Raw genomic sequence first — 25,490 nt, 5'->3', positions numbered from 1 at the left:
TGCTGAGGGCGATCGCCTAATCTGTCGATTAACCTAGAAACAGATACGAATTGCTCTGTTGATTTAACTGCTGTTGCTTTATGTCCTCTCGTTCATCACGATTTTGCCATTCGGTCGGGTCAATTTTTTTGCTGGTTGCCCTTGGCTGGGAATCTAGCCTTGCTGCCGATGGGGTTAGCCAAACGATTGGGCAATTCTCCGGGGGAGAAACACCGCCTAACTCCTGCCCAACTCCAGCCCTGTCTCGCTTGAAGCGTCATACGATCGCTCCGGGTGAAACCATAGAGGCGATCGCCCAAAAATATAGCCTAATTCCTGCAACTCTGCTCGGTTTCAATCCGGTTTTGCGGGGTGGAAAAGCGCCTGTTGGTGCGGCAATTGTGGTGCCGCCCTTTAACGGCATTCGGGTTGAGTTGGAGGCGGGGAAAACTTGGCGTGAGGTGGCGAAGGCATACAAAGTCCGCCCGGATGTGTTGTTTGAGGTGAATGGCTGCCAGCGATCGCCCAGAGTCGTTTTTATTCCGGGGGTCAATTGGTCGCCTGTGGGAACCGCTGCTCAAACCTTGCCTCGTCAATCGAGAACCATTTTGTCTGGCTATCCCTTACCTGCTGCCCCGTCGGACTCGGCAGTGTTGCTCAATTATGGCTATGGCGTGCAGCCGGAAACAGGGAAGGTGGGCTTTCATAGTGGCGTAGATTTGGCAGCACCGCTGAATACTGCCGTGCGATCTGTGGGCACCGGAACGGTTGCCTTTGCTGGAGTTCAAGGCGCTTTGGGTAACTTAGTGGTCATTAACCATGCGGAAGGGTTGCAAACTCGCTATGCTCAGCTAGGAAAAACTGCTGTAAAAGTAGGGCAGCGAGTCAACAAGGGACAAACGATTGGCACGGTAGGGTTTTCGGGTCGCCCCAGTTCTCAGCAGCCCCATCTTCATTTTGAAGTGCGATCGCGCTCTAACCTGGGTTGGGTGGCGGAAGATCCCCAAGCAATTTTGCTGAAAAATGCTCGACGCGCTGAGAATCGCTAGGTTGAGGCTTTATCAGATATCTACTTTCCTAATCAGACATTTACTCTGCGTCTTATGGATTATCAACGGTTTATTAATCAACTTCCTGAACAGTTTCACCAGTGGGGTAAGGAAACTGTTCATCCTAAGTCAGATCAATTCCAGGATTCATTGGACTTCATTACCGGGATGACCACTGCCAACGTGATGCAACTGCTCAATTTTGCAGTGGAATGCATGGATGAGGGTGAAGTGTACTGTGAAATTGGCACCTATCGCGGTTCAACTTTAATTGGAGCGTTACTGAACCAGCGCGATCGCATGGCGTATGCGGTCGATAATTTTTCTGAGTTTGATACGGATGGAGTCTGCTTAGAAGCGCTGCTTAATAATATTAGCCATTTTGGATTGGAAGAACAGGTTTACTTTTGTAATCAAGACTTTCAGAACTTTTTACTGGAGCTACGAGAGCTTGATAGCGAAGACAAAATTGGAGTCTATTTTTATGATGGGGCGCATGATTATCGCTCTACTCTTTTAGGATTGCTATTAGTCAAACCTTTTCTAGCGGATCATGCCCTAATCATTTTAGATGATGCGAATTGGGGCACTGTGCAGCAAGCCTGTTGGGATTTTTTGGCTGCTACGCCAGAGGCAACAGTATCACTGGAATTATTTACTCCTGTTGCTCGACATTCTACCTTTTGGAATGGGATTCAAATCCTCAGTTGGAATCGTTATAAGACTCATAATTATTCTGCTGATGACTTTGATCAAAATCGCCATCCAAAGGTCATTCAATCGATTTATAACTTGCAACTACTAGAACAAAAGCAACAGTCCTTAGAAACGGTTTACCAAGAAGCAAAAGCTTATCATCAGATCAAGCAGTTTAGTAGCGCTGAAAAGAAGTATCAAGAATATTTGCTATGGCGAGATGAGGATGCCGAAGCTTGGCGAAGTTTAGGGATGCTTTATTATGAACATGATGCTTATTTAGACTGTTTTAATGCGCTTCAAAAAGCGATCGCGCTCGATTCAGCTAGTGAGGTTTCTTACTATTTTATTGGATGTGTATTAGAACGCTTAGAGCGACCCAATCAAGCGATCGCGGCTTACCAAAAAGCACTTTCGCTTAACTCCAATCTTGTTGATGCTTATAACAACTTAGGAAATCTGTTTGCCCTGCAAGATCAATCCGATCAAGCAGAAATGATTTACCAACAGGCGATCGCACTCTATCCTAACTTTTTTGGCACCTATCTTAATTTAGGCAATTTGTATCTCGATCAAGGGCAGCTTTCGGACGCTATAACAACCTATCAAAAAGCCCTTCAGCTTCAACCCAATCATTTAGATGTGCAGCATAATCTAAATATTGCCCTGCAAGCTCAAAATAATCCAACTCAGTTTCATCAGCAAGCAGCAGAACGGTTTGCTCAACTAGGGCGCACTGCTACAGCGATCAATCACTATCAAGCCTTAATGGTGCTGCCATCTAGCCAGCCTCACTATTACTCTGAATTAGCTGAATTATTGTGGACGCTCAATCGAAATTCTGAAGCCATTGAAGTGTTAAAGCAGGGTGTTCTTTTGCATGAAAATTCAGAGCAGCTACACTATGAATTGATAATTAAGCTAATGCGATCAAATCAGCACCAAGCGGCAATTGCATCAGCAGAAATTGCCATAAAAAAACTATCAGAAAGCTACCTATTTAAACTGCTTAATGCTCTACTGCTTCCTTTGGCGTATGACTCGCCGGAAGAAATTGAGTTTTATCGCGATCGCTTCACTGTAGCCCTACAAAATTTAATTGAAGAAACGGTATTAGAAACCGCGAACCAACAGGAAAATGCGCTGATAGGAAGCCAATGCTTTACGAGTTTTCAGTTGACCTATCAAGCCCAAAGTATGCTTGAACTTCAGCAGCAGTATGGGCGTTTGATTCAGAAAATTATGGCGGCTAATTATCCTGAATGGGTGCAGCCTTTATCAATGCCAGCAATTGAAACCAAAATTCGGATTGGCTATGCATCTCATTATTTTCATGCCTACAGTGGAACACTATGGCTAACCGGATGGTTGAAGTATTGTAATCATCAAAACTTTGAAATTTTTTGCTATTACACAGGAGATTCACCGGATTTAATTACTGAACAATTTCAATCCTGGAGCGATCGCTTTCATCATATTCCTAACCATTTAGACGCGGTTTGCCAACAAATTTTGTCTGACCAACTGCATGTTCTGGTATTTCCTGAAATTGGCATGGACCCGCTGACTGTGCAAATGGCGGCACTGCGACTGGCACCGATTCAATGCACTGCTTGGGGACATCCGGTTACATCGGGTCTATCCACGATTGACTATTACATTTCCAGCGAAGCAATGGAGCCAGCAAACGCTCAAGCCCATTACTCGGAAACCCTGGTTTGTTTGCCAAAATTAGGGATTGCTTACCCTCCGCCACAGGTGCCACTGCTGACGAAAATGCGGGCTGACTTTCAACTGCGAGAAGATGCGATCGCCTATCTCTGCTGTCAGGCTCCATTCAAATATTTGCCACAGCACGATGCTTTATTAGTCGAGATTGCGCGTCAAGTGCCTCATGCCCAATTTGTGTTTATCCGATCAGATATTTTGCAGCCTCGTTTACATCGAGCGTTTGCTGCTGTCAAGCTTAATAGCGACGATTACTGTATCTTTTTACCTTCGCTAGAGCGCAACGACTACCTCATGTTGAATCTACTTTCTGATGTTTATTTGGATACGCTAGGTTTCACAGGCGGCAATACTACACTGGACGCGATCGCCTGTGGATTACCGATAGTCACCTGTCCTGGGGAATTCATGCGGGGTCGGCTTTCCACTGGCATCTTGCAAACCCTTGGGGTAACCCACACGATCGCGGCTAATGAAGCCGACTACATCAATATTGCCGTCAGATTAGCACAGGAGCCAGTTTGGAGGAGCGAAATTTCAACTGCAATGCAGGCACAGTGTTCGCAGGTATTTGATGACCCAACTTGCGTTACTGCCCTAGAAGAATTTTATTGCCGAGTGGTTGGGGAACGGTTGGAGGCAACTACCAAAAATCGGTGACATTGTAGCCAAATTCTGCCATCATCTGGCGTAATAACGGCATACTTAGCCCAATGACATTGGTGTGACATCCTTCTAGTTTCTCGACAAAAAAACTGCCTTTTCCTTCCAACGCAAAGCACCCGGCACAATACATCGGTTCACCCGTGGCAACATAATCTTCAATCTGGCGATCGCTGATGTTAGCAAAATGCACCTGCGTCACCTGACAGCGAACCAATGTTTTAAGGGACGTTTCAGAAGATTTTGTTCCAAGCAGCAGTTCAATCAGGGTATGTCCGGTGTAGAGTTCGCCGATGTGACCGCGCATTGCTTGCCAACGGGCGATCGCCTCTGCTGCACTGTCCGGCTTCCCATAAATCTCCCCATGAATCGCCAAAACCGAATCACAACCCAAAATCAGCATTGGCGTTGATGCCCCAGCCTTGGCTAATTGTGTCGCCACTGTATCCGCTTTACGCAATGCCAAAGTCCGCACCAGCAAATCAGCATCAGCACTAGTGATCTGAGATTCATCAAAATCACTTGCCTGCACGATCGGGTCAATTCCTGCAATTTGCAGCAATCGTCGTCGCGCTGGAGAAGCCGAAGCTAAAACAAATCGTGGAATTCCCATGAAAAGAGTTCTAAGTTTTGAAATTTAAGTTAGGAATTGGAAAATTTTGAATTAAGAAATTTAAGAAAGTTTTACTTCTCTCTTTTCTCGCCCTTGCCACCCAACACCTGACACCTAATTAATAGACTGAAAACGATCGCACTGTTTTTTCGATCATCTCTTTCATCCGTTCCCAGCGATCTTCGGTAGTAGAAGCGTTAATGGTGTAGAGTTTGCCCCGACTGACGGCGACGCTAGCCAGATTGTGACGAGCCTTATCACCGACCTTCACTGCATATTCCAGCAGATAGTAAGTTTTATCCCCGATTTCTCGCGCTTCGGCGTTGACCAATTCTGCTTCTCTGCCAGAGCCGGGAGGCGCGATCGCGCTTTTAGAAAGCTTATAGCCGACTTGAGTCGGATCGCCCAAATCTTTGAGCGATTTGCCAGTGGTCACTGGATTGATGACAACGCTAACATTTTCTGTCTGCTCAATAATGTCGTGGAATACAACATCCGGTCCATCTGACACTTTTACTTGGAGCCAACCGTTAGGATACAAAAACTGGTAACCATCCAAACTGTCTACAAAGCTTTTGAACCCAGTCGCGCTAGATACGCATCCTTGCAAACTCAGACTGATGACGACCATCAGCATTACCACTGTCCGCTTAAGCATCTCTCCAACTCCGCTGCTAGCCAATTATATTTTTTGTCTAGGCAAATGATTTCACTGCCTTGGTCAATTTTCCTATTCTCCCATCTCTTGTAACGAAAGATAAAATATGCTGAGAACTCTTGGTCTCTTGTTCACAACAACCATTGCCATTTTGCTGATATGGCAGAGTGGCACACGCGCTCAATCTACGTTCAACTTGCAGAGTGATATTAACCAATTGCGATCGCAGGTGCAGCAGTTGCGATCAGAAATAAGTCAACTGCGCCAGGGCAATGCCATTCCATCCAATCCAACCCCGGCGATTCCTCGCTCAACGCGCACTTCCACCCTGAGCGATCGCCAACTTATTGATCGGTTAGCGACGCTGGCGATCGAAGCGAAAGATCGGCTTAATGCACTGGAATCACGAGTTTCCAAGCTAGAGGCTCGCTTCAAGGAAGGCAGATAGCCTTTCCGATGGCAGGACGGTTTTTTGAAGCGGCAAAATAAAGAAAAACAGGTTTGAGAAGCTGCCTGGAGTCCGCGATAGCGGTTTATTCATGTCGCACTCTGCATCCCGCACTAAGCCTAATCCAGCTTCAAAGCGTTGACTGGAACCTCATCCCAAGATTGAACCTGACGCATACTTGCCGTCCATCCTTCTGATCGCTGCTGATCCGTTAGATTCTGTTTAAACGATTCATGGCAATCTTGCGCTTGGTTTTCATCGCAACACGCAATACAGGTGTGGAGGATTCCGCACGGATCAATTTGTTCATTCACCCAAATTTGCATGGCACCATCTCCCAACAGACTAAGCCTTTAAATCTTCACACATAAATCAAAATCAGACTTGATTTTTAACTGTAAATATCAAATTTTGCAAAGCAAAAATGTTTTTGGCTTAAATCAGATGAATAGAACTTATACAGCGGTTTGCAGACTCATGAGGGACAGTAGCAGCAGTGGGCAAACCAGTTTCGCAAATGCTTCGGATTCATTAAATCCATCGCCGTTGCAATCAGCGTATCGACCCGTTTCGAGGTCGTCGGCGAGAACTGCCTTAAGAAGGCTTTTAACTGCGACCACCAGTGTTCTATGGGGTTAAATTCCGGGGAGTAAGGAGACAGGTACAGCACCCTTGCGCCAACCGCTTCAATTAGAGGTGCTATCGCGTCTACTTTGTGGGTCGGCAGATTGTCCATGACCACAACAGCCCCTTGCCAGAGTTGGGGCACAAGACACTGGGAGACATAGACTTCAAAGGCAGCCGCGTCCATCGAAGCATCCATTGTCATTACAGCCAGGACTTTTGAGACCGAGATCGCACCAATGACACTCACCTTACTACCGCGATAAAAGGGTTTGAAGTCGTAAGCTCGTGCTCCAGACCTTGCACGGGCATGCGTTCGCATCAGTCCCAGCAAAACTCCCATCTCATCAAGAAACACTAAGTCCTTGAGGTCTACCCCCTTGACTTGGGTCCAATACTCCCCTCTTAAGCGTTGTACGCGTTCGCTCGTCGCTTGGTGGGCGCGGAGTGTTTTTTTTGGCGTGGTAAATCTAGTCGCTGGAATGTCCGACACATGGTGCTTTGGCTTACCCATAGTCCAGTCGCATCAAACAATAACTCACAGTATTCTGCCAAGGTCGCATCGGTCTGTTGCTCGAAGATCGCCATCAACTGATCTTGATGCTCCATCACCGCACTCACCGACCCACCCTGCTTGCGTGGCACCACATGACCTTCTGTCCGCTTCTGAGTGACCCACCGCTCGACACAGTTTTTGCTGACACAGAAGCGCTGCGCTACTTTTCTGAAAGAGCTATCTCCTTGTTCAATCGCACTGACAACTCGTTCTCGCAAGTCGATGGAATACGGCTTCATTCGTTACCTTCTTTTGCACCACTTTAGTGTCCCCTATCTGAACGCAAACCGCTGTATTTCATCGTTTTGAATCATCTCTTCATAGGGCTTTATCCTTTTTGATCAACAAGCCGGGAAAACTAGAGAAGCGATTAAAATCAGGGTGTAGTTAAGAAGATTTATGCAAACTCATTTAAACAAAGCAAATCCCATTTTTAGCTCTACGATCGAATCTATTCTTTCCTCTAAACAAGTTTCTCGCCGTCAATATCTGCAACTCACATCCATGCTGCTATCCAATCAGCAAGTCACCGAACTCGACCGATTCAACATCAATAGAGTTTTAGAAAAAGTAGAGTTGGGGCAGGTGGATGTCATTGATTAGATAGTACAGGTTTCAGGTTTCAGGTTTCAGGTTTCGGGTTTCAGGTTTCGGGTTTTATTACTTGTCCTTAATTCTCTACTCCTCGAATGGGGCACGCTTGTGCAAGTTTAGTGCCGCAGGCTCGACAGTATTGGGCATCTGCATCGTGAAACGCTAAGGCACAACCGGGGCAAATGATTTCTATCTTGTTAGCCGTTTTGACTAAGCGGCGAATTAGATCGCCCAGTTGCCAGGGAATTAGAGCAATGCCAGTGAGAATCATCAAAATGGTGAGGAATCGACCCAGTTCAGTCACGGGAGTGACATCGCCAAAGCCTACGGTCGTCATGGTGGCGATCGAAAAATAGACCGCATCCAAAAAGGTACCAAATTTTTCAGGATTTCTAAGATGTTCTGCCTGATAAATCAATCCTGAAAACACAAAAATAATAATAGACAGAGTGAGTAAGATGCGAGTGACGATCGCGCTGTCTTCCCGGCTGACGTAGCCTACAATCGTTTTGCCTTCCAGAAACCGAATCAGGCGCAATATCCGAAACCAGCGAAACACTCGGATAAACCGAATATCAAACACGCCAATAAATAGGGGCAAAATTGCCAGCAAATCAATGATGGCATAGAGGCTAAAGCAGTACTGCTGTTTGTTTTCTGCACACCATAGCCGCACTAAGTATTCCACCGCAAACAGATAGAGGATTGCCTGATCCGCAGTTTCTAGCAGCGATCGCACCGAGTCTGGCAGGGGATAGGTTTCTGCCACAAAAATGCTAGACGACACCAACACCAATCCAGTGATTCCCAGGTTCAACCCCTTACCAAGAGGCGTTTCAAAATCTTCTAGGTAAAAGCCAACTTGTTGCCGCAACTGCATAGAAATTAGGGTTGAAATGGTAACTTGAGAAGAATTGAAAAAAGCCTGATATGCCAACTTTACACTCCGTACCCTCCACCCCGCATTCCCAGTGACCCAATCTAAAGCTTCATCCAGTAAAGCGATTTTGGCGTTATTGCTGCTGGCATTTATCTGGGGCTACAACTGGATACAGATGAAAATTGCCGTGCAATATGCTTCTCCATTTACGTTTGCAGGCCTCCGTAATGGGCTGGGCGGTTTGGTGTTGCTGGGGGTAATGATTGGTTTGAGAAAACCCTTGAAGCCCCAAGCGATCGCAGGCTCTTTTTGGTTGGGTGTCCTGCAATCCTCTGGAGTGTATGGCTTGGCAAATTGGGCACTGGTCAGCGGCGGTGCCGGGAAAACGGCGGTTCTAGTCTACACCATGCCCTTTTGGGTGCTGCTGTTTGCGTGGTTTTGGCTAGGGGAACGGATTCACAAGCTGCAATGGGTGGCGATCGCCCTCAGCCTGACTGGGTTTCTGTTCATTCTCAATCCGCTGCACATGACCGGAACCCTACTGAGTACAATGCTGGCAGTGACGGCGGGAATTAGCTGGGGTGCGGGGGCGATCGTTGCCAAAAAAATGCAGCAGACGATGACACTCGATTTACTATCACTGACCACTTGGCAAACTCTGTTTGGCGCAATTCCCTTAGCGATCGCGGCGTTGATTGTGCCGTCTGAGCCGATCGTTTGGTCACCGGAACTGATCGGCGCATTAGTCTATAACGTGATTCCTGCCACCGCGATCGCCCAATTTCTCTGGCTCTATGCCCTGACTAATTTATCCGCTGGCACGGCGGGACTAGGCACTCTCCTCAATCCGGCTCTGGGTGTGCTGTTTGCCTGGATGCAACTGGGCGAAGTTCCCACCCAGAGTGAACTGATTGGCATGATGTTGATTTTCGTGGCTCTGTTGATGAATGCCCTGCAAGCTGTGGAGCGATCGCGCTTAGCTGCATCCCAGCGATAACCAGACTTGTCCTAACTCCAACGATTTATTCTAACCTTCACAGGCTCAACCCTAATTCAGCCAGCAGCACCACAAGGCGATCCAAATTTTGCCGGACGGCATCGGCTGAAGTTTGTAACTCCGACTGCTCTTGCGAGGTTAATTCCAGTTCCAACACACTTTCAATGCCCTGAAAGCCCAGACGACAGGGCACCCCCAGGAAAATATCCTTGAGTTGGTATTGTCCTTGTAAGTAAGCGGCAACGGGCAATATGCGCGGCTGGTTGAAAATGATCGACTCGACCATCACTGCAACTGCCGAAGCGGGAGCATAGTAGGCACCGCCTGTTTTCAGCAGTTCGACCACTTCTGCGCCGCCGTTGCGAGTACGATTAACAATTCCGGCGATCGCGGCTTCATCCAAAAATCGATCAATCGGGATGCCGTTCACCGTGGAATAGCGGGGCAATGGCACCATCAAATCCCCATGACTGCCCAAGACCATGGCATTGATGTCATTAATCGACACGCCCAATTCCATCGCAATAAAAGTTTGAAACCGAGAAGAATCCAGTACTCCCGCCATGCCCATGACTTTGTGAGTCGGTAAGCCGCTTGCTTTCCAGGCAACGTAGGTCATCACGTCGAGGGGATTGGTGACGACCAGCAAAATCGCATTCGGTGAATGTTCCATCACCTTGCGGGTCACATCCAGCACGATTTTACCGTTGGTCAACAGCAGATCATCCCGGCTCATTCCAGGGCGGCGCGGCAATCCGGCAGTAATCACCACCACATCACACTGGGCTGTGTCGGCAAAGTTGTTGGTGCCCACGATCTGGCGATCGTGGTGTTCTACGCCCCGCGCTTCCATTAAATCCAGCGCCACACCCTGCGGACGACCTTCCACCACATCCAGCAGCATGACATCGGCAATATTTTTTTCAGCCAGCCGTTGCGCCAAGGTTGCGCCCACGTTGCCAGCGCCAATTACCGCCACACGAGCGGTAGAACTAGGAACTTGAGAGGGACGAAGAGCCATCCCGTAAAGGTGAGAATCTGGATGATCAGAACTGGGAGTCATGGCGGTGAAATGCAGTCAGCAAAAAGAACTTGGCAAGATTTGAAAAGATCCTGAGCTTAAATTATGCTGCACTAGGCTGACAAAGTTGACGAAAGCCAGATTTTGATCGCCTTTGCACTTAAGTTCTCAATGTTTCTTTAAACAACCTGGTTAAGATCGAGGAATAACAGTTGATGATCGACATGGATATTCGTGCAGAAAAGCCAGGAGATGAGAATGCGATTCACCAAGTGAACAGGGACGCATTTGGGCGAGAGGCTGAAGCAGTTCTAGTCGATCAGCTAAGAGGTATTGCCTCTACGGTTTCGTTTGTGGCTGTTCAGTCTGGTCACATTGTGGGACATCTATTTTTTAGTCCAGTAACCGTAAACGGGCAATGTTCTAGCGATTTGGTGATACTTGGATTAGCACCCGTCGCCGTTCTACCCAAGTATCAGCGGCAAGGAATCGGCTCTTTATTAATCCAACGGGGTTTAGAGGCATGTCGCCAGTCCGGGTGTGATGCGGTGGTGGTGTTAGGCGATCGCAAGTATTATTCGCGGTTCGGGTTTGTGGCTGCCAGTACCCAGGGCTTGCGATGTGAGTATGATGTACCCGATGAAGCGTTTATGGTGTTGGAGTTGAACCGTGCAGCCTTGCAAGATTGCAGCGGAACTGTGCAATATCGGTCAGAATTTAAAGTGTGCGAGTAGCGATCGCTAAATAAAACCACTCATGAGTGCCTTATGACTGTTAGTGTGCATTTTTTGCCTGATGATGTGACGATTGAAGCGGCAGTCGGTGAACCTTTTTTAGAGGTTGCTAACCGCGCTGGAGTAACGATTCCCACAGGATGTTTGATGGGATCGTGCCATGCTTGCGAAGTGGAACTGGATGACGGGCGCAGCATTTGCAGTTGCATCAGCAGCGTCCCCCTAGGGCGATCGCACCTGACCGTCACCTTATTTTCTGACCCAACTTGGTGAACTAGGCAAAAGAGATCGCCCTTGAAAGCGACCCAGATTCTCAAACAACGAGCGTTGGAAGAAACAGAGGCGTGATTCTTCAACCCAATAGTTATTGGAGGTTTGTCTTCAAAGCGGGTAGCGAGAATCGAACTCGCAACTAAAGCTTGGGAAGCTTTCATTTTGCCACTAAACTATACCCGCAGAAAAAAGCTTTGAATTAAGCAACCTATATAGTAGCCCATAATTTTCATAAGTATTCATGTTCAACTAAAGTAAGCTTTGACCCATAAACAAGCAACTAGAGCGATCGCACAACCTATAATGACCCACTCTTCTACTCAACCTTGGCACGGACAACTGCACCTCAACTTTGCCCGACAGGGGGATGCGACGCGTCTCACCTCCGAGCAAGTAAAAGCGCCCCTTAAGGTACAGCGACCGTTTTATCCCGAAGGAGGAACAGTCTGTCATAGCGTGATTTTGCATACGGCTGGCGGCATTGTGGGCGGCGATCGCCTGTCTTTTGATATTTACCTACAGCCGCAAGCGCAGGCATTGATCACCACTGCTGCCGCGACCAAACTCTATCGCTCCACTGGATTAGAAGCCCAACAAACTATACAGATCCACTTGGCAGAAGGAGCTTGCTTAGAATGGCTTCCCCAAGAAACCATTGTGTTTGACCAGGCAATTTACCGTCAGGATATGCGGATTGATTTAGCGCCGGGTGCCTGTTGGCTGGGGTGGGATATGACTCGCTTTGGACGCACAGCGCGAAACGAAAAGTTTGTTAAAGGAAACTGGCGATCGCGTACCGAGGTCTGGCAAAACGATCGCCCCTTGTGGATCGATCGCCAATGGCTTCCGGGCAGTGAGGAAACCTTTCATAGTCCCCATGGGTTAGCGGGAAGCCCTATTGTGGGCAGTTTCGCTTTTGTTGGGCAGTCCGTGGAGCCTGAACTGGTCGAAAAAGCGATCTCGCTTTGGCAAGGCACCTCTGGCGAAATCGGTGTCACTCGTTTGCTGTGTGGGCTACTGTGTCGTTATCGCGGCAGTTCTACAATGGAAGCGCGGCAGTGGCTAATGGCAGTCTGGCAACTGGTGCGATCAACCCATCTCCAGCGCTCTGCCTGCACGCCTCGCGTTTGGCAACTTTAATTCAGGTGTTGATGATTTATATTCATATTTGGACGTGAGGAATAGAACGTACTATGCAATTAACTCCGCAAGAAAAAGATAAGCTGCTGATTTTTACGGCGGCACTGCTGGCAGAACGGCGGAAAGAACGAGGCGTAAAGCTGAATTACCCCGAAGCGATCGCCTATATTACCGCCGCAATCCTCGAAGGCGCACGGGATGGACGTACTGTATCGGATCTAATGAGCTATGGGACTACTTTGCTAACTCAAGCCGATGTCATGGACGGCATTGCCAGCATGATTCATGATGTGCAAGTGGAGGCGACCTTTCCCGATGGCACCAAATTGGTGACAGTGCATAACCCCATTCGGTAAGCGCCCTTATGTTGAAAAGCGATCGCCTGCTGCTATTGTCCTGTGACCTGGAACATTTAGACTGGCTAGAAAACAATCCCAGCAAACTAGAGCAGCACTTAGGCATCTCAATTCCTGAGCATTGGACGGAGTTTCCTGAAGTGATCCCTTACTCCTACAACGCATTGAAATTAGATCCATCGTTGGCGGGGTGGTGGATATATTTGTTTATTCACGCTGCCGACAAGATTTTGATTGGGTTTGGCGGATTTAAGGGCAAGCCAGACGACTCAGGCATGGTAGAAATTGGCTATGAAATTATACCTGCCTACCAAAATCAAGGACTGGCAACTGAAACGGCTCTCAAGCTGATTGACTATGCCTTTACTCATCCATTCGTGAAAGTCGTTCAAGCTCACACTCTGGCAGCGCCCAATGCCTCCACACGAGTGCTAGAAAAAGTCGGCATGAAACAGGTAGAAGCCTTTCACGACCCTGAAGATGGGGATTTGTGGCGCTGGCAATTAAACCGAAACGATGATTAAAAGGAGTGACTCATGATTCCCGGTGAACTGTTGATTGAAAATGGCGAAATTGAACTGAATGTGGGACGACCCACCGTAACGCTGATGGTGGCAAATACGGGCGATCGCCCCATTCAAATTGGCTCCCACTTCCACTTTTATGAAGTCAACGAAGCCTTGCAGTGCGATCGTAGCCAAGCGTTTGGAATGCGCCTTAACATTCCTGCTGGAACTGCCGTTCGGTTTGAACCGGGCGATGAAAAAGAAGTGACGTTAGTGGCGTTAGCAGGCTCCCGTGAAGTTTACGGCTTAAATAACAAAGTGGATGGTCATTTAGACAGTAAGCCGAAGAAGGAAAAAGGAAAAAAGAAGAAGTAGTCGCGATACGTTTAATCGAAATTACGATCTTGCTACTGATTGTGCTACTGCCAGTTTTACCGTAAAAGAAGGGCGATCGATCTTTTGTTACGGTAGCCTAATATGGAAATATTCTGAATCCACTTTTACAGCCAAAGATGGAAACTATTCGTCAGGTAATTGAGGTTAAGAGCGATCGCAAGGTAGAAATTACCTTGCCTAATACGATTCAGCCAGGATTGGTTGAGATAGTCGTTGTAGTTCAATCAATGCCACAGACTGATCTTGAAACAACACCTTCATCCAATAACCTGTTTGGCTTTTTGCCCCAACGTATTGATCCACTCCAGTTTCAACACCAGTTAAGAGATGAATGGAACAGATAGCCGTTATCTACTTGATACCAACATCTTCATCTACTATTTCAATGGTGATCCGGTCGTTCAACCAATCGTAGAAGACATTCTTACAGGAAATGTTTCGGGATTTTATTGTCCTGTTAGTTGGGTCGAACTCCTCTGCTACCCTAACTTGACAGAAGAAGAGGCGGAACAAATTCGAGCGTTTTTGAGATCGCTGACCTGTGTTACCCCTACAGAAAGCATCCTGGATCAATCTGCTCAAATTCGTCGGGATTATCGAACCGCCTTACCCGATGCCCTGATTGCGGCTTGTGCGTTAGCCATGAAAAGCACTCTGGTTACACGAAACATTCAAGACTTCCAACAAATCAACGGCTTGAGCATTGTCAACCCCTTCAATTCATGAAGGAATACTGGAAACTATTGCGATCATGATTGGGGTTGCCAGTGGGATGGGAAGCAGCCAGAGTTGTTTTGAAGCGCTGACCATTACAGGCGCACAAATTTTCACCTATAAACTTTTCAAGGTTTGGGGGCGATTCCCTCTGGGATCGTGGAACGAATCGCTGGGGTCGCTGTAGGGCTGGTAGCTGCCGCTTTCGGTTTGCTCAAGTGTTGGTAGCTGAGGCGAGAAATTTTTTGAACTAACTCGTAGGCGGCATCGTCGTTAAACCCGCGCTTGATGAAAACGGCGGTTGCGTAGCGTTTGCCGTTGGGCATATCAATCAGCCCCACATCCCCCACTAGCGTGCCGATGTCGCCAGTTTTATGGGCAATCGTTGCCCCTTCTCCCAGTCCTTGAGGGAGTTGGCTGTTGTTGACGGTACGACGCATGATGTCGAGCAGTCGATCGCGCGATCGCAGCGACACCAAATCACCTTGACTGACTCTCACCATCAAACTTGTGAGATCTTTGGGGCTTGAGGTATTGGTTCCCTGTAAATCGGGCAACAGTTTATTTAAGGTAGTGGTAGAAAGCCCCCAAGATTTGAACCGTTGATTGAGGGCTGGCATTCCACCGAGCCGTGCAATCAACATATTGGTGGCGGTGTTGTCGCTGATGGTAATCATCCGGGTGGCAACGTCCAGCGCCGTAAATTGGCTTCCCACTGGCAAATACTGGAGATCTCCAGACCCACCTCCGACCAGATCTTGACGCATCACAAGCTTTTCATCTAACCGAATTTTTCCACCATCTAAATCCTGAAAAAATGCAATCAGAATCGGCACCTTGATCATACTGGCGGCTGAAAAGCTGGCTGATCCGCTCACATCCAAGTAGTCGTTATTGTCTAAATCAACCAGAAAAACGCCAGGTTTGAATTTAGGATTTTGCTGGATCAAGGTTTGCAGACCCGCTTTGAGCGGCAGCATTTCTTGGGCAAGTCTCACTTCAGAAGCTGGGTTTTCTGGAGGGCTGGGTGCAGTTGCTTGCTTGACTGTTTGCAGACCCGCCGCAAAGGGCGCGTTGGTTGGGTTCCAGGCAGACAAAACGGTTCCAGCCAGCACGCCAACGCCAACGCTTAAAATCAGCATTCGCGCGGCATAGAGGGCGATCGCCATACTGCGCGATCGGGGAACAAAATTAATGGGTTCTTGTTTTCGTCGCTGTTTTCGGGAGCGAGAGCCGCCACGACTCTCCTTCTGCCCTTGTAATAGTGTGGTTTGTTGGAGCGAGGTTTGTTGCTGTAAGAGTGTTGGATGATTTGCCTGAAGTTGGGTATCGTGCCCTTTGGTCAACCCACGATTTTGAGAGGACTGCCTGCCCAAACCAAAAGCTCGAATGGAGTTTTTACCATTGCTTGTATAGGTGCTGCCGATCTGGTGAGACTCGGTTGAATGGGGTGAAGGCGATCGCTGTCTTTTGAGATCGCTGGGAGTCATGCGCCGCTGCGATGCTGATGATTTGCCGTTTCCATAGGATGTTGGAGTACTGGAGGCAGATAGGTCAAACGAGGAGGGCGATCGATTCAGGGCTTTACCATCTGTTTGTTGCCTTTTCTCTCTAGTACTGTCCGATCGCCGTCTAGATTGCTTCCCAAATAACCACCCAAACGGCTCAAAGCTAGCTTTTTTGGGCTTAACGGAACTTACCTTGCCCCGTTGGTAGACATCTTTTTGGCTAGGGGATGTAGATCCATTGGGATTAAGCGAACTAGATGCTGCGAGCTTATCCATCCAGGGAGGCTGAGCGGTTTCTTGTGCAGGTTTTTGGGCATGAGTAGACGACTGCTGCCGATTGAACAGTCTAAATCCAGTTCTACGCCGCTTTTTTGATGACGCTCCCAACTCTGGCATCTTCAATCCTCTATCTCCCGTTCATGGCAAACGTTAGCAGAATTGTCGGAAACTGTCGAGCCAAAATCTCCCCTAGTTTTAGCAGCCATGATTTGCCTATAGGAACCCGACAGCAGGAACTTGAACCAACCTACAGGATCGCTGCTATCAGTAATCAGCAGAGAAGCAGGTATTTTGGTTGGCATCTCTCATGAAAAGGCTTTTCTAGCTTAATCTGGTTTCATCTGCTGATTGATTTCATCCCGTTGTATTGCACACTGTAAAGAAACGCGATCGCACCCCCATTTATATTTAGCCAATCATGTTGAGCCAATTCTTTGGAAAACCGCGTATTTTCTGGCGCACTCCCCTAACTTCTGTTTTGTTTACCTTTGCACTAATTACCCTAGTGGGCTGGTTTGGGTTCGTCAATCCAGCCGCTGCTTATCCGTCTTCTCATACTGAGGTTATGGCAATGTCTGGCAGTTTATTTTCGTTTTCTGGGAGCCGCCCCAATAATTTAGGATTGACGGATGGAAAGTTGGCGGATTGTCCCAATTCTCCGAATTGTGTGAGCAGTCAGAGCCAAGATGATGAGCATCGAATCGAGCCGCTGCGCTATGAAGGCACCCCCGCAGAAGCGATCGCAAAACTTAAAACAACGATCGAATCTTTGCCCCGAACCAAAATTATCCAAACGACTGACAATTACTTGTATGCCGAGTTTACCAGCGCCCTCATGGGGTTTGTGGATGATGTGGAATTTTACGTCAATCCCGCTCAGCCCGTAATTGAAGTGCGATCGGCATCGCGGTTAGGCGAGTCAGATTTGGGCGTAAATCGTCAGCGAATTGAGGCAATTCGGAGCGCGATCGCTGGATTAGCCTGAAGATATTGATATAAATTAATCCCATCAATTTTTTGATGTGAACATACCTGTGCCCCGCAGTAGGTCTAGGAACGTGAACACCGCTGGCGAATGTAACCCGTTGGAGAGGATTGCTGAACCAATGATGCGTTCAAGGGGAATCGGGAGCGATCGCACCTGAATACCGTTGGGAATGGGGATTGCCGCAAACCGGGGTAGAACAGCGGCTCCTAGCCCTTGAGAAACCATGCTGACAATTGTGGAATCTTCCTTAATTTCGTGGGCAACCTTAAAGGATTGCTGCCACTGTGTCCAGTGATCCCGCACCGCAGAGGTACATTCGGCGTAGTTATAGAGAATGAAGGAATATTGAGCGAGATCCTGCCAGGTTAACCGCTGAGGAATGGGTTGATCAGAGGGCGGCAACAGCACCACAAATTCATCGCGGGCAATTTCCCAGGTTTCTAAGTCATCCGACGATCGCGGCAGGGGCACCAAGCCAATATCCACCCGTCCTTCCCGCAGTGCCAGTTCTACCCCGGTTGGATCATCTTCCGTCAACGTGACTTTGACATTAGGAAACCGCTGGCAAAACCGAGCGATCAACGGTGGCAGCAGATGAGTGGCGGCACTGCGAAACGAAGCGATGCGAATTCGTCCACCGCTGAGGTTTTTCTCTAGATCAATTTCGTGGTCGATGCGATCGCGCAATTGCAAAATCTGATGAGCATGAACCAGAATGCGCTCACCTACGGGCGTAAGCCGTGCCCCAAACCGACCCCGCGCCAGTAAAGAGGTGCCCAGTTCGTCTTCCAATGCCGCGATCGCTCGACTCACCGCCGATTGAGAAATCTCTAGTTGAAGAGCAGCCTCAGAAAAACTGTGATGCTCCGCTATGGTTGCCAAAATTTGCAACTGAAAAATAGTTATCGACTGCATCTATTCGTTTTCTGCATAGATGTAACTCGCGAAAGGCTTTGTTTATGTCTAATTACTCAGGCTATGCTGACTCTACAACTGTTAAGTTATTTGAATCTAACAGGGAGCGGCGGAAAACCAACGTGAGTGAGATAAGTTCCACTATTTGCATGGTTTTGTCTGTTTAGCCCAAACGATTCACAACTTGCACTTATTAGAATTGAGACTGAGCGATATGTTTGAGTTGATACCCTACCAAAAATTCCGCGACACGCCCAAGGTTCGTTTTTTTGACATTACCATTTCCGACTCCAATGCCCGCGATTTGGTATTTCATGATGGTCCGGCAGTGAGTCCCAACAGTGCTTCCGATGGTAGCTGGCAGTTTTATCTCCATCCCAAACAAGAAGATAATTTGTTGGCGCTATCCGGCGGACGCACCTTTTACCTAGTGAATTTTGACTGGGAGTATCCCTTTCACATTGTTCGGTTAGAGTCGGGCGGCGATATTCTCCGCATTCCTCCTGGCACCTTCCATCGTTCCGTTTCTGATCCTGATGGTTCATTGGTGTTGAATCAAGCGCTTCGTAAAGCTGAAGCAAAAGTCGAAAATGAGTTTCGAGTTTACAATAGCGCAGACATCCCTCGATTGCTGTGGGTCACCTCCAAAGCCGCGCCGCCGCCAAAACTCCACGGATTTGATCGGGCTGAGCTAAGGGTGGCTTAATCGCAGTTTGAGAAAATGAACGGATCAATATCCTCTTGTCTAAAATTTTGGGGTAGAGCCTCGATAGATACGATCGGCTTGTTCTGGGGGTAGCCAACTAATATCGCCGGGTGCTTTTTTAGGACTGCCATTTGTGTGCCCATTGCTGGTTGTTGTGCTTGGGTTCGGGGTACGACTATGGGCAGCGATCGCGGGCGAAGAGATAGTTTCCGGATCTGCGTTCGACTGGTAAGGCAAATCACAGGCAACTGGAGGAGCTTGGGTATAAAGATATTGCCCAGGTTTAGAAGGCTCGATCTGGCTTTGGGGGGAAATGTACCGATGAGTGACTGGATCATATGCCAGCACTTCACCCGTTTCAATTAGATAAACCCATCCATAAATCTGGAGCTTGCCCTGATACATCCGCGATCGCACCACTGGATAGGTTTTTAGATTTTCGATTTGAGTGAGAACATTCTCAGAGATCGTAATCTCCAGCATTTCATCTTTGGAATAGCCTTTATAGTTTTCTTGCACTAAACGGCGCGTTGCTTCGGCATGTTTTAGCCACTCGTAAACCAACGGCATCTCTTCTTGGAGGGAGCCAAGTTGCAGCAACCCTTTCATCGCGCCACAGTGAGAATGACCACAGACGATGATATCTTTGATGCCCAAAGCGTGGATCGCATACTCCACCGCTGCACCTTCGCCGCCATTCGCCGCCCCAAACGGTGGAATGATGTTGCCAGCGTTGCGAATTACAAACAGTTCGCCCGGTTCTGTTTGCATAATGAGACTGGGAACAATCCGCGAATCGGAGCAGGTAATGAAGAGAACTTTGGGTTTTTGTCCCTGAGTAAGTTCTTCAAATCGCTCTTGATAAGCAGAAAAGAATTCTGTTTTAAACTCGTGTAGACCTTGGATTATATTTTTCATCGGGTGTTTCCAGCGATCGGAGAAATATACTAAGCCGTCCAATAAGTTCTCCGGAAGAAGCATCACTTGCTTCGTTCTACTTAGGCGGCTTTAAAATTTTCCTTGATTTTGGTTGAGATAGTTAGACAAATCTAGATCGATTCAATAAAAGTAAATTGATTCAATAAAAGACTTTGAATTGTTAAATGGTCTTTTGCAAGGGTTTTTATGGGTAGAGGCTCTCAAAGGATCAGGCAGTATCTCGTATCAGAGCTTAACAAAGCTTTACGGAAAATGCTGGGAAATTCAATGAAATAGAAGCGCTTCCAAAGCCTACTTGCAGAATGGCATCAGCAAATTTCCAGAATTTATTCTATTAAAGAAGTGATAAGCGCATCTTTATGTTGAAAGTTTTAAGTATTTTCTCTACCCCCTTCCTTGAAAAAGAAAGACTAGCTTTGTTCTAAGTCTTACCTCTCACTCCTTCTGAAATTGTTGAATAGCGAATTCACAACTTTAGGCTTATGAGGCAAGGATGCTAATCAGTTCATTCAATCTGTTACTAGAGAAAGGATACACCGTTATGAATCTGAAAACGTTGTCTGTTTTAACCGTTGGAACAATGCTGGCAACCTTTACTGCAAGTGCTGTAAATGCTAAACCCATGCCTGCCGACCAATTCCATTGGAGCAGCGCTGTTGCCCCCGATGGAAATTTTCTTTACAACGGCAAAAAGCATACCTTAACGAGTGAAAAAGCGGGTGACGCGTTTGCCTTTGCAGACAAGTGCATGAGTAAGAACACGCCAGTAAGAGTTCGTGGATTTTTGAATTCCATGGGCAAGGAAGATTGGAGCAAGGCTGAAGTGTTGTGTGGCACGTTAAGTGTGGGCGGCGATGTCCGCATTGCGTACAACGAGGGTGGCGAAATCAAAGTGTTTGGTCCGATCTACAAGCCCGAAAAGAACAATGTTTTAGCTGGCTGTAAACCTTATAGCAATAGCGGTAGCCGAGTTTGGAGTAGCTGCGGCATGATTGTGCCGAACGATCGCACTTCTACGGTGTATGTGGGCGATGGCAAGAATGCTGGAAAAATCATGGAAACCGCAAACTTGGGTTCAGGAATTGAAACTGTTAAACCCATCCTCAATCCTGAAGTGGACGTAATGCGTGAGAAGATTTTCCGCGAGCGCCTGGTTTCGGGTTACTACACCAACTAACCTGCCTCTTCGGTGATTCTCAAATGCTCACACTCTAAAAAACGCTCCAGCAATTAAGCGTTATGGACAAGATGAAGGCTATCCTTCTTGATGTTCCATAACGCTTTTACATTGTTTATGGCAGAAGATTTTTTATGCCTGTGAACGTCCTTGAATGTAGTCTGCCACCAAGTTGCGAAGGTCTTGGATGCTGGCAGTCAGGGTATGAATACTCTCTTGATTGAGATGTCCTTGTCGAGTGTTTGCCTCAATCTGTCGGGCATTTGCTGCCTGTTGCTCATTTATTCTCTCAAGGGTTGCATTAATCCGGCTAAACTCGTTGTCATGTCTCACGCTGGCGGTGGCGAGTTCGAGCATGATGGACTCAATGCGATCGAGGCGGCTACCATTTTCATTACTTTGGGGCATTCCTTTACCTCCTCGAGTGGCTCTCCTCGACTTACCCACAATGAAATGATAGGCTCTCTGTTTGGAATTTTAACGCTCAAGGTTTTAAAAGTGTCGTCGCGCCCCAGCTAAGTGCAACGCTATCATGGCTAAGTGCTGCATCGTAAATTTAGCAAAAACTATTAACTCTTGATAAGTAGCATAGAAGGGTAATCTTTATTAAATTCCCATGAGCATTAAATTTCCATGAGCGCAGAGTTGAATCCAACGGGGCGGTATGTCAGAGTGCCAATGGCGCGGCGTGTAGCAGCGTTTGCGATCGATTTTGGCGCGGCGGCACTGCCCAGTTTGCTTTTGGGAAGCAGCCTTTATATGCCTGCGTTCATCATTTTGTGGGCAGTATTGCGGGTAGTGTTGGTGGTGCAAAACCGGGGGCAAAGCTTGGGACGCTGGGCGATGGACATGAAGGTGGTGAATCCTCGATTTCGGGTGATTCCAGGTTTAGTGGATTTAGGTAAGCGGGAGGCGATAACGGGATTTGGCGGTTTGCTCGTTCTGATTGGGCTTGCCACGCTTAGCCCAACTAATGGCTTTCTGCTAGTCGCCCCAATTCCCTTATTGGTGGATTGCAGCTTTGCGTTTACGGACACGAACAATCGGCAGGCATTTCACGATCGCGTTGCCCACACGATTATTGTTCAAAGCGGTCGCGGTTACTCGCTGGATATTAAAATTAAGCAAATATTTGCCGAAGCTAAGCGTCGTGTGAAATAATGGACATTCGTGTCGAAATTTTGTCTCAATCGCTGAGTTGTTAGGATTATGGCTAAGGGTAAGGACGTACGAATCATTATTACGCTGGAGTGCACTGAGTGCCGCACTAATCCGGATAAGCGTTCTCCGGGTGTGTCTCGCTACACTACCAAGAAAAACCGCCGCAACACCACGGCACGGTTAGAACTGAAGAAATTTTGTCCTCACTGCAATCAGCACACGGCACACAAAGAAATTAAGTAGAAGCGTCTGTCTGTTGATTGGGCGATCGCTCGATCAACAGAATAGATTGCAATGCTGTTTCTATTCCACTGAATCACCCACACTTTCCATTGACTATTCACACCTATGACCTACCTTCGCCGTCGCGTTTCTCCCATCAAGCCTGAAGATCCCATCGATTACAAAGATGTAGATTTGCTGCGTAAGTTCATCACGGAGCGAGGAAAGATTTTGCCTCGCCGCATTACCGGGCTAACCGCCAAACAACAGCGTAATTTGACTGAAGCTATTAAACGAGCGCGAATTGTAGCGCTTCTACCCTTTATTAACGCCGAAGGGTAAAGTCGTTCAAGGTAGACTGTCGCTGTTTACTCAAAGCAGTGAGATTGCTGGGCGTTCCATTTACGGTAGACTGTGCAGGTTTTTGTCTTTTGAAGGCTCGAATCCTGACAGTCGTTTTTTCTGGCTATCATTTTTCCTAGTGATGAATGGTGCGATTAGACGTTTTTACTGGTTGCAGCTTGCTTTTTAACCGATGGAGAAGGGAACCCTCGTAGAATTTCGGGTCAACAGCGATCGCCGTCTCGCAGTGATCGAGCGTCCAGAAGGCAAAAAACACTGGATTGCGATCGACGAACGCGCCCAATCTCATACGCTCCATCCTCGCCAAATTGAGTACAAAGTTACTGGAGAAAGCTACAAGCCGTCTAGCATTCCAGGTTTTTTAAAGCAGGTCGAGCCTTACTTAGATCTGTCTAATTTAGAAGTTGCCTGGGAACTGTTAGTCGAAGATCGGGAAACAACTGATCCAGCAGAAATGGCGCTGCTGCTGTTCTCTGAGCAAAGTCCGCTGCTTTGCTACGCGGCTCACTGGCTACTGTCGGAAGATAAGCTGTACTTTAAATCGAAAGGCGATCGCTACGAGCCACGTCCTAAGCTTCAGGTGGCAGAACTAAAGCACCAGATGGAGATGGAAGAACAGCGCCAGCAGGAACTGCAAGGATACTTCACCCGGTTGCAGCAAGCGCTGGAGCATGAATCAGTAGAGTGGCAAAGCAGCGATCGCTTGCGTTTGGAGGCGTTGGAACGTTATGCCACCTTGGGCGATGAAGCCACTCAGCGGACGACGGCCCTTGAAACCTTGATACACTTAAAGCGATCGGAGAGTCCGCAGGCAGCCTTTCAACTCCTAGTAGATTTGGAAGTGTGGACTCCCCACGAAAATCTGTCTCTGCGCCGTAGTCAAGTTCCGATTCAATTTCCGCAAAAGGTTTTGGAAGTGGCGCATGATCGCTTAAGTTCTCCTCTGTCTGATGCTCATGGCGATCGCCTAGATTTAACTCACCTCAAGGTTTATACCATCGATGATGAAAGCACCCAGGAAATTGATGATGGGCTGAGCTTAGAATATTTACCCGAAGGGAAACAGCGGCTCTGGATTCACATTGCCGATCCGACTCACTGGCTCACCCCTGGAGATGAACTGGATTTAGAAGCCCGTCGCCGCAGCACCACGGTCTATCTACCCACGGGCATGATCCCCATGTTTCCCTCGGAACTGGCAACAGGACCCATGAGTTTGGTGCAAGGGCAGGTATGCAATGCCCTCAGCTTTGGCGTGATCTTAGACGAGCAGGGCGCGATTCAGGATTACAGCATTCATCCCAGCCAGATTAAAACGACCTATCGCCTCACCTACGAAGATGTGGATGAAATGCTGGAGTTGGGCGGAGTTCAAGAGGAGTCGGAGCTAGAGGCGATCGCTATTTGGGCGAAACAACGGCAAACCTGGCGGCAGTCCCAAGGGGCAATCAGCATTCACATGCCAGAATCCTCGATCAAGGTCAGAGAAGGTGAAATTAGTATTGACGTTCTGCAAGACTCGATCGCACGGCAGTTAGTCGCTGAGATGATGATTCTGGCAGGAGAAACTGCCGCCCGTTACGGACAAACTCACAGCTTGCCAATTCCTTTCCGCCACCAACCTCAACCCGAATTGCCACCGGAACAGGAATTGATGCAGCTACCCGCAGGGCCTGTGCGGTTCTGTGCCATTCGCCGCTGTATGCCCCGCAGTGAAATGAGCATTACCCCAGCACGTCATGCCAGTTTAGGGCTGGAAACTTATACCCAGGCGACTTCCCCCATTCGTCGCTACACCGACCTCTTGACCCATTTTCAGCTAAAAGCCCATTTGCGGGGCGAACCGCTGCCCTTTTCGGCAGAGCAGGTGCAAGAAATAACCATGACTCTGAGCAGCACGTTGTACGAAGCGGTTTCGGTTGAGCGGCAAACGAATCGTTACTGGGGACTGGAATTTCTGCGGCGATCGCCCGACGAAGTCTGGCACGCTCTGATGCTGCGCTGGCTGCGGGAACACGAAAACCTGGGTCTGGTGCTGCTAGAAGATTTAGGGCTAGAAATGGCGATGCGGTTTACGCGATCGATTGAACTTGGCGATCATCTGCAACTGCGCGTGAGCCATGTTGATCCTCGCCATGACACAATCAATTTTGAGGAAGTGATCCTGTGAGTCAGCCACTCAGCGAATCGGAGTATGCCGCCCAACTTGAGCAGGCGCTCGCCGTGCTGAAGCAGGATTTACCGACTTTGTTTTCCCAAGACATTTCTTACGACATCTATAGTCAGGATATTTTCTTTCGTGATCCGGTCAATAGCTTTAAGGGTAAGTTCAATTATCGAATTATTTTCTGGACACTCCGATTTCACGGACAGTTGTTTTTCACAGAATTATATTTCGATGTCCATCAAGTTTGCCCAGCCAGTGAAAATACTATTCGGGCTGACTGGACGGTCAGAGGAACCTTGCGTCTGCCCTGGAAGCCCAAGTTATTATTCAACGGCTACTCGATTTACACCTTGAATGCAGACGCGTTGATTTATCAACATATCGACACCTGGGATCGCCCACCGGGTGAGATTTTGGCTCAGTTTTGGCAAAAGGGGTAA

Annotated in this window: 32 protein-coding genes and 1 tRNA gene; 21 read left to right on the top strand and 12 right to left on the bottom strand. The window is 48.0% G+C overall.

From position 1 onward, the window contains the following. The first annotated feature begins 80 nt into the window (after positions 1-80). Positions 81-1,028, top strand: coding sequence for a LysM peptidoglycan-binding domain-containing M23 family metallopeptidase (locus tag AC1S5B_RS25185; protein WP_482038407.1), 948 nt, complete (start codon positions 81-83; stop codon positions 1,026-1,028). 54 nt (positions 1,029-1,082) lie between these two features. Then, on the top strand, positions 1,083-4,112 hold the full coding sequence (locus AC1S5B_RS25180; RefSeq protein ID WP_482038406.1) for an O-linked N-acetylglucosamine transferase family protein: 3,030 nt from the start codon (positions 1,083-1,085) through the stop codon (positions 4,110-4,112). Here the strand turns inward: AC1S5B_RS25180 and AC1S5B_RS25175 are convergent. Both AC1S5B_RS25175 and psbP read right to left on the bottom strand, forming a co-directional pair. After that, positions 4,096-4,728: a Maf family protein gene (locus AC1S5B_RS25175; RefSeq protein ID WP_482038405.1), complete on the bottom strand. Its 633-nt coding sequence runs from the start codon at positions 4,726-4,728 to the stop codon at positions 4,096-4,098. The genes AC1S5B_RS25180 and AC1S5B_RS25175 overlap by 17 nt on opposite strands. A gap of 118 nt (positions 4,729-4,846) precedes the next feature. Continuing rightward, complete coding sequence (psbP, locus tag AC1S5B_RS25170) at positions 4,847-5,386, bottom strand: photosystem II reaction center PsbP (RefSeq protein WP_482038404.1); 540 nt, start codon at positions 5,384-5,386, stop codon at positions 4,847-4,849. A gap of 106 nt (positions 5,387-5,492) precedes the next feature. Between psbP and AC1S5B_RS25165 the strand changes: the two genes are divergently transcribed. Further along, positions 5,493-5,834: a hypothetical protein gene (locus AC1S5B_RS25165; RefSeq protein ID WP_482038403.1), complete on the top strand. Its 342-nt coding sequence runs from the start codon at positions 5,493-5,495 to the stop codon at positions 5,832-5,834. A gap of 119 nt (positions 5,835-5,953) precedes the next feature. Here the strand turns inward: AC1S5B_RS25165 and AC1S5B_RS25160 are convergent, their stop codons facing one another. From AC1S5B_RS25160 to AC1S5B_RS25150, 3 genes are all read right to left on the bottom strand, one after another. Next, on the bottom strand, positions 5,954-6,160 hold the full coding sequence (locus AC1S5B_RS25160; protein ID WP_482038402.1) for a glycogen debranching protein: 207 nt from the start codon (positions 6,158-6,160) through the stop codon (positions 5,954-5,956). A gap of 149 nt (positions 6,161-6,309) precedes the next feature. Further along, complete coding sequence (locus AC1S5B_RS25155) at positions 6,310-6,972, bottom strand: transposase (protein WP_482038401.1); 663 nt, start codon at positions 6,970-6,972, stop codon at positions 6,310-6,312. Next, positions 6,864-7,253 (bottom strand): helix-turn-helix domain-containing protein, encoded by a 390-nt coding sequence (locus AC1S5B_RS25150; RefSeq protein ID WP_482034976.1) that lies wholly within the window; start codon positions 7,251-7,253, stop codon positions 6,864-6,866. The genes AC1S5B_RS25155 and AC1S5B_RS25150 overlap by 109 nt, the downstream gene beginning before the upstream one ends. A 160-nt stretch (positions 7,254-7,413) precedes the next feature. Here AC1S5B_RS25150 and AC1S5B_RS25145 point away from each other — a divergent pair, with 160 nt between their 5' ends. Next, complete coding sequence (locus tag AC1S5B_RS25145; RefSeq protein WP_482038400.1) at positions 7,414-7,617, top strand: hypothetical protein; 204 nt, start codon at positions 7,414-7,416, stop codon at positions 7,615-7,617. Positions 7,618-7,684: 67 nt separating this feature from the next. Here the strand turns inward: AC1S5B_RS25145 and AC1S5B_RS25140 are convergent, their stop codons facing one another. Next, positions 7,685-8,488: an ion transporter gene (locus tag AC1S5B_RS25140; protein ID WP_482038399.1), complete on the bottom strand. Its 804-nt coding sequence runs from the start codon at positions 8,486-8,488 to the stop codon at positions 7,685-7,687. Positions 8,489-8,579: 91 nt separating this feature from the next. Between AC1S5B_RS25140 and AC1S5B_RS25135 the strand changes: the two genes are divergently transcribed. Then, complete coding sequence (locus tag AC1S5B_RS25135) at positions 8,580-9,485, top strand: DMT family transporter (RefSeq protein WP_482038398.1); 906 nt, start codon at positions 8,580-8,582, stop codon at positions 9,483-9,485. 37 nt (positions 9,486-9,522) lie between these two features. On the opposite strand, the gene mdh is transcribed toward AC1S5B_RS25135, so the two are convergent. Next, positions 9,523-10,548: a malate dehydrogenase gene (mdh, locus tag AC1S5B_RS25130; protein WP_482038397.1), complete on the bottom strand. Its 1,026-nt coding sequence runs from the start codon at positions 10,546-10,548 to the stop codon at positions 9,523-9,525. A gap of 182 nt (positions 10,549-10,730) precedes the next feature. Here mdh and AC1S5B_RS25125 point away from each other — a divergent pair, with 182 nt between their 5' ends. Together AC1S5B_RS25125 and AC1S5B_RS25120 are read left to right on the top strand one after the other, a co-directional pair. Further along, on the top strand, positions 10,731-11,240 hold the full coding sequence (locus tag AC1S5B_RS25125) for a GNAT family N-acetyltransferase (protein WP_482038396.1): 510 nt from the start codon (positions 10,731-10,733) through the stop codon (positions 11,238-11,240). 33 nt (positions 11,241-11,273) lie between these two features. Beyond that, entirely contained in the window at positions 11,274-11,513 is a 240-nt protein-coding gene (locus tag AC1S5B_RS25120) for a 2Fe-2S iron-sulfur cluster-binding protein (RefSeq protein ID WP_482038395.1), read from the top strand. A 112-nt stretch (positions 11,514-11,625) separates the two neighbouring features. Here the strand turns inward: AC1S5B_RS25120 and AC1S5B_RS25115 are convergent. Then, positions 11,626-11,696 (bottom strand) — tRNA-Gly (locus AC1S5B_RS25115). A gap of 78 nt (positions 11,697-11,774) precedes the next feature. Here AC1S5B_RS25115 and AC1S5B_RS25110 point away from each other — a divergent pair. From AC1S5B_RS25110 to AC1S5B_RS25085, 6 genes are all read left to right on the top strand, one after another. Then, complete coding sequence (locus tag AC1S5B_RS25110; RefSeq protein ID WP_482038394.1) at positions 11,775-12,653, top strand: urease accessory protein UreD; 879 nt, start codon at positions 11,775-11,777, stop codon at positions 12,651-12,653. 53 nt (positions 12,654-12,706) lie between these two features. After that, the gene (gene ureA / locus AC1S5B_RS25105) at positions 12,707-13,009 is read left to right on the top strand and encodes an urease subunit gamma (protein ID WP_482038393.1); all 303 of its coding nucleotides are present in this window, start codon (positions 12,707-12,709) and stop codon (positions 13,007-13,009) included. Between the two features lie 8 nt (positions 13,010-13,017). Next, positions 13,018-13,533: a GNAT family N-acetyltransferase gene (locus tag AC1S5B_RS25100; RefSeq protein ID WP_482038392.1), complete on the top strand. Its 516-nt coding sequence runs from the start codon at positions 13,018-13,020 to the stop codon at positions 13,531-13,533. A gap of 12 nt (positions 13,534-13,545) precedes the next feature. Further along, positions 13,546-13,890: an urease subunit beta gene (locus AC1S5B_RS25095; protein ID WP_482038391.1), complete on the top strand. Its 345-nt coding sequence runs from the start codon at positions 13,546-13,548 to the stop codon at positions 13,888-13,890. Positions 13,891-14,027: 137 nt separating this feature from the next. Beyond that, positions 14,028-14,255 (top strand): hypothetical protein, encoded by a 228-nt coding sequence (locus AC1S5B_RS25090; protein WP_482038390.1) that lies wholly within the window; start codon positions 14,028-14,030, stop codon positions 14,253-14,255. Further along, complete coding sequence (locus AC1S5B_RS25085; RefSeq protein ID WP_482038389.1) at positions 14,239-14,637, top strand: type II toxin-antitoxin system VapC family toxin; 399 nt, start codon at positions 14,239-14,241, stop codon at positions 14,635-14,637. Before AC1S5B_RS25090 ends, AC1S5B_RS25085 begins: the two co-directional genes overlap by 17 nt. Before the next feature lie 116 nt (positions 14,638-14,753). Here the strand turns inward: AC1S5B_RS25085 and AC1S5B_RS25080 are convergent, their stop codons facing one another. Next, positions 14,754-16,529 (bottom strand): serine hydrolase, encoded by a 1,776-nt coding sequence (locus tag AC1S5B_RS25080; RefSeq protein WP_482038388.1) that lies wholly within the window; start codon positions 16,527-16,529, stop codon positions 14,754-14,756. A 301-nt stretch (positions 16,530-16,830) separates the two neighbouring features. On the opposite strand from AC1S5B_RS25080, the gene AC1S5B_RS25075 reads away from it, so the two are divergent. Further along, on the top strand, positions 16,831-17,397 hold the full coding sequence (locus tag AC1S5B_RS25075; RefSeq protein WP_482038387.1) for a DUF1499 domain-containing protein: 567 nt from the start codon (positions 16,831-16,833) through the stop codon (positions 17,395-17,397). Positions 17,398-17,421: 24 nt separating this feature from the next. Here the strand turns inward: AC1S5B_RS25075 and AC1S5B_RS25070 are convergent, their stop codons facing one another. Beyond that, positions 17,422-18,315: a LysR family transcriptional regulator gene (locus AC1S5B_RS25070; protein ID WP_482038386.1), complete on the bottom strand. Its 894-nt coding sequence runs from the start codon at positions 18,313-18,315 to the stop codon at positions 17,422-17,424. Positions 18,316-18,529: 214 nt separating this feature from the next. On the opposite strand from AC1S5B_RS25070, the gene AC1S5B_RS25065 reads away from it, so the two are divergent. Then, positions 18,530-19,021, top strand: coding sequence for a redox protein (locus AC1S5B_RS25065; RefSeq protein ID WP_482038385.1), 492 nt, complete (start codon positions 18,530-18,532; stop codon positions 19,019-19,021). A 39-nt stretch (positions 19,022-19,060) separates the two neighbouring features. Here the strand turns inward: AC1S5B_RS25065 and AC1S5B_RS25060 are convergent, their stop codons facing one another. Continuing rightward, the gene (locus tag AC1S5B_RS25060; RefSeq protein WP_482038384.1) at positions 19,061-19,939 is read right to left on the bottom strand and encodes a carbonic anhydrase; all 879 of its coding nucleotides are present in this window, start codon (positions 19,937-19,939) and stop codon (positions 19,061-19,063) included. 562 nt (positions 19,940-20,501) lie between these two features. Between AC1S5B_RS25060 and AC1S5B_RS25055 the strand changes: the two genes are divergently transcribed. After that, positions 20,502-21,137 carry a hypothetical protein gene (locus AC1S5B_RS25055; protein ID WP_482038383.1) on the top strand — a complete coding sequence of 212 codons (636 nt, stop codon included), beginning with the start codon at positions 20,502-20,504 and terminating at the stop codon, positions 21,135-21,137. 132 nt (positions 21,138-21,269) lie between these two features. Here the strand turns inward: AC1S5B_RS25055 and AC1S5B_RS25050 are convergent, their stop codons facing one another. Next, the gene (locus AC1S5B_RS25050) at positions 21,270-21,545 is read right to left on the bottom strand and encodes a hypothetical protein (RefSeq protein WP_482038382.1); all 276 of its coding nucleotides are present in this window, start codon (positions 21,543-21,545) and stop codon (positions 21,270-21,272) included. A 225-nt stretch (positions 21,546-21,770) separates the two neighbouring features. On the opposite strand from AC1S5B_RS25050, the gene AC1S5B_RS25045 reads away from it, so the two are divergent. From AC1S5B_RS25045 to AC1S5B_RS25025, 5 genes are all read left to right on the top strand, one after another. Continuing rightward, complete coding sequence (locus AC1S5B_RS25045; protein WP_482038381.1) at positions 21,771-22,298, top strand: RDD family protein; 528 nt, start codon at positions 21,771-21,773, stop codon at positions 22,296-22,298. 48 nt (positions 22,299-22,346) lie between these two features. Further along, positions 22,347-22,541, top strand: coding sequence for a 50S ribosomal protein L33 (gene rpmG, locus AC1S5B_RS25040; RefSeq protein ID WP_482038380.1), 195 nt, complete (start codon positions 22,347-22,349; stop codon positions 22,539-22,541). A gap of 105 nt (positions 22,542-22,646) precedes the next feature. Continuing rightward, the gene (gene rpsR / locus AC1S5B_RS25035; protein WP_171573157.1) at positions 22,647-22,862 is read left to right on the top strand and encodes a 30S ribosomal protein S18; all 216 of its coding nucleotides are present in this window, start codon (positions 22,647-22,649) and stop codon (positions 22,860-22,862) included. A gap of 193 nt (positions 22,863-23,055) precedes the next feature. Continuing rightward, a complete protein-coding gene (locus AC1S5B_RS25030) occupies positions 23,056-25,053 on the top strand; it encodes a ribonuclease catalytic domain-containing protein (RefSeq protein ID WP_482038379.1) in 1,998 nt (665 codons plus the stop codon). Then, positions 25,050-25,490 (top strand): C6orf136 family protein, encoded by a 441-nt coding sequence (locus AC1S5B_RS25025; RefSeq protein WP_482038378.1) that lies wholly within the window; start codon positions 25,050-25,052, stop codon positions 25,488-25,490. The genes AC1S5B_RS25030 and AC1S5B_RS25025 overlap by 4 nt, the downstream gene beginning before the upstream one ends.

It is taken from the genome of Leptolyngbya sp. CALU 1928 (assembly GCF_056784215.1).
This window is presented reverse-complemented; position numbering and strand designations above follow the sequence as displayed.